This is a genomic window from Bradyrhizobium sp., assembly GCF_049586575.1.
Taxonomy (GTDB): domain Bacteria; phylum Pseudomonadota; class Alphaproteobacteria; order Rhizobiales; family Xanthobacteraceae; genus Bradyrhizobium.
In genome coordinates this window covers 1-2925 of record NZ_JBAVCF010000420.1, presented here as the reverse complement: position 1 = coordinate 2925, position 2925 = coordinate 1, and the positions used below count along the sequence as shown (strand labels likewise).

Annotated in this window: 4 protein-coding genes; 1 reads left to right on the top strand and 3 read right to left on the bottom strand. The window is 58.7% G+C overall.

From position 1 onward, the window contains the following. From WB528_RS16770 to WB528_RS16760, 3 genes are all read right to left on the bottom strand, one after another. On the bottom strand, positions 1 to 168 hold a 168-nt coding region (locus WB528_RS16770; protein WP_423889531.1), incomplete at its 3' end, for a methyltransferase domain-containing protein. 93 nt (positions 169 to 261) lie between these two features. Continuing rightward, the gene (locus WB528_RS16765) at positions 262 to 579 is read right to left on the bottom strand and encodes a hypothetical protein (protein ID WP_423889530.1); all 318 of its coding nucleotides are present in this window, start codon (positions 577 to 579) and stop codon (positions 262 to 264) included. 316 nt (positions 580 to 895) lie between these two features. Next, the gene (locus WB528_RS16760) at positions 896 to 1936 is read right to left on the bottom strand and encodes a TRAP transporter substrate-binding protein (protein ID WP_423889529.1); all 1041 of its coding nucleotides are present in this window, start codon (positions 1934 to 1936) and stop codon (positions 896 to 898) included. A 356-nt stretch (positions 1937 to 2292) separates the two neighbouring features. Between WB528_RS16760 and WB528_RS16755 the strand changes: the two genes are divergently transcribed. Beyond that, positions 2293 to 2835, top strand: a complete 543-nt coding sequence (locus WB528_RS16755; RefSeq protein WP_423889528.1) for a hypothetical protein — start codon at positions 2293 to 2295, stop codon at positions 2833 to 2835. The last annotated feature ends 90 nt before the right edge of the window (positions 2836 to 2925 follow it).

Below are 2925 nucleotides of genomic sequence, written 5' to 3'. Positions count from 1 at the left end.
GCTTTCTGCAAGCTTCAGTGCTGGCTCCCAAATATCTATTCCCACCATCTGCATGCGAGGCCATATTTTGGCGCACTCGATTGCAAGCCATCCCGTACCGGTACCAACGTCAAGGAATTTGGTATTGCCATCGAGAACTGCGGCTAACGCCGGGCGCTGCCGCGCGATGGTTTCGAAGTTGCGCGCTCCAGCGCGGGAGCCTCGCCCGCGTTCCTGCAGTACCGACGGATCTTCATACGTCCAACCTGGAGCCCGGTCAGGTTAACGAATGAGGTCCAGTGCTTCCGGTAAGGCATAGGTCAATTGTCCCACTATCGTGGCAATTTGACCCGGAGCTAGGGCGTCGATCTGCTCCGGACCGAACTTATCAACTACCGCTCGTAACGCGCTTCGCAGGCGAGGATCTCCATCTTTCCCCGATTGCCGCAGCCGCAACTCGGCACCAAGCGCACCCATTGCTTGCGCAGTCGCGGCAAGCTCTCGCACTTTCGCGTACAAAATCGGGAAGCTCATCGACTGATCCCATTCCAAGAAGACACAGAACCCTAATTGGGTTTGCGCCTCGGTGTCCAGCAACACCGGGCCTCTTCTTTGCCGATCAGCTCCGCAATGTTCCGCTATCGGGACACATTCGCTGCGAGGCGCGCTGAATCTGACAGTCGCGCTGCAGCCCAAGAGCCGATGCGCCCAGGCAAAGGGAAAAGCGGGCGGAAAGGCAAACTGAGCGGCGGGGCGCAGGCCGCACCTTCGCGAGAGCCGGTGGTCCAAGAGGCTCCCTCCCCGCTGGCGCGCGATAAAGCAAACGATCCCGGCGAGCCGTCTGACACGTGGCAGCAAAAAGCATTCCTATTGCGGGGTCGAGCAAGGGCTCGGCTCCCCGAGACTGTCCGAATCGCTACTTCGACGCCGCCGCATGCTTTGCCGCTTGACTCACAATCTTATAGGCCACCGCCAATGTCGGTGTCTTGCTTGACACCTCGGTGCCGACGCCAGCGAGGATCTTCATCATCTTGGCGTGTTCGGCGGGCGAAAGCTTGATCAACGTCCCGCCCGCAGCTTTCCACTCCTGCAGATATTCGTCGGCCATCTTGCCCGCCATCGGCGCGATCGCCGCATCCTCTTTCGCCGCATCGCTATCCACGAGTTGTTGCAAATCCTTGGGCAAGGCCTCGTACCATTTCTGGTTGACCTCCTCGATAATAAAGATGCTCGGCTGATTGATCTCGGTAACGTATTTCGCTGCATCGATCATGTGGAACTTTACGATAGGTCCGATCCCGGTAATGGAGCCGTCGATGGCGCCTTGTTGAAGTGCCGGCAACACGTCACCCAGGCTCATCGCGACCGGCGTGATGCCAAGCCGCTCGAATGCCACAGTCTGGAACGGAGAAGCGAATACGCGGACCTTCTTGCCTTTGAAGTCGGCAACATCGTGAAGCGGGGTTCTGCTTATGAGAACGTTCGGCGTGGCGTACCACACACTGAGGCCGTGCAATCCTTTGTCGGCACCGAGCCCAAGCATCAGCTTTCGCACCGCCGGATTGGCAACGAGCCGCTGACCTTCAATCTCCGAGTCGACCAGCCCTGGGGCCGCGAGCAACTGGAAGCGCGCGTCGAGACCGACCATGAATTCCGGCGGAATCTGCACGCACTGAATCGAACCGAACTGCGTTCCTTCGATCTGCCGCGGGATCGAACCGAGCTGGCTTGCCGGAAAGACCTGCACTTTGATGCGACCGCCGGAGTCCTTTTCCAGCATTGCGGCATAGCCATCGATCCAGACATTCGGAATGTCGTGAACGGTCGGCGTTGAAATTTTCATCAAGTAGGTTTGCTGCTGCGCCTGCGCCTGGCCGGATGGCAGCACCGCCCCGAGGCCGAGCGCACCGGCCGCTACCACCGCGCAAACAAGCTTTTTGGCTTTTAAAAATTGCATCTCGCCCTCCCAATGGCCGCAGTTTGACTTTCCTCCGAGGGGCCCTGATTTCACGGTCGGCCTCCTACGGGCCCAGTGCACAACCAATGCGCATCTGCCGCAATAGGCCATTTGTCACGCCGCTGGGCACGCCAAGTTGGCCGGAGGAGCGGATTGCGACCCTATTGTTGGTTGCCTGGCGTTGTTTGAACTGCCATCCCTTCCGCGCGAGTCGCTAAAACAATAATTGTGGTGATACGCTCCCTGCGTGCCGCCAATATTTTAATTCGCCACCGTAGTCCACCGTACGCCGCGGTAGTCCAGGCGAGTTCATCGTGCCCGTTTACGCGGGTCCCTTTTACAGCTATGCGCGCACCATGGACGCCGTAGTCGAAAAGAAATCACGCAATTCGCGCTGGTCGCGTGACCCCGTTCGTGGTCGAGATGGCTCGGCGATCGCCATCTACCCGACCGAGCGCGACATCGAAATATTCAAATTGCTCGCGCGCTATCACTATCTTTCGAGCGATTACATCCACGCCTTTGTCAGCGGTAATCCGAAAGCGCTCATCCATCGTCTCAACCTGTTATCGCGCAAGCCAAACCTGTATCTCGCACGCCCGCCCCAACAGCGGCAGTGTGCCGACGCCAGCTATCGTCTCCTCACCTACGCCCTCGACGAAGCAGGCGCGCGTGCCTTGCGCGAGCGGGATTTGCCTGTCCTTCTCAAGAGTTCTCGCCATAACTTCATTCACGAGCTCATGATCGCGCAGATTACACCGAGCGCCTCGCGCGTTCCAGCCACATCCGCGCCAGCATGGTCGGCCGCACGTGAGTCATCGAACTCCGCTCCCTCCAGCAATTCGTTTTCACCGCGAAAAGCCCCAAGCACACTTGATGCTGCGACGCTTTGTCAGTGACCATTACCAATTTGTAATTGGCCCCGCCAGGTGCCCGAGAATACAGTCTATGTATTGATCGGGCACAAAGTCGCCCCCGTGCTCGACCAG

Excerpts from the sequence above, each read along its gene's own strand:
- WB528_RS16760 (WP_423889529.1), bottom strand. The coding sequence starts at position 1,936 with ATGCAATTTTTAAAAGCCAAAAAGCTTGTTTGCGCGGTGGTAGCGGCC.
- WB528_RS16755 (WP_423889528.1), top strand. The coding sequence starts at position 2,293 with ATGGACGCCGTAGTCGAAAAGAAATCACGCAATTCGCGCTGGTCGCGT.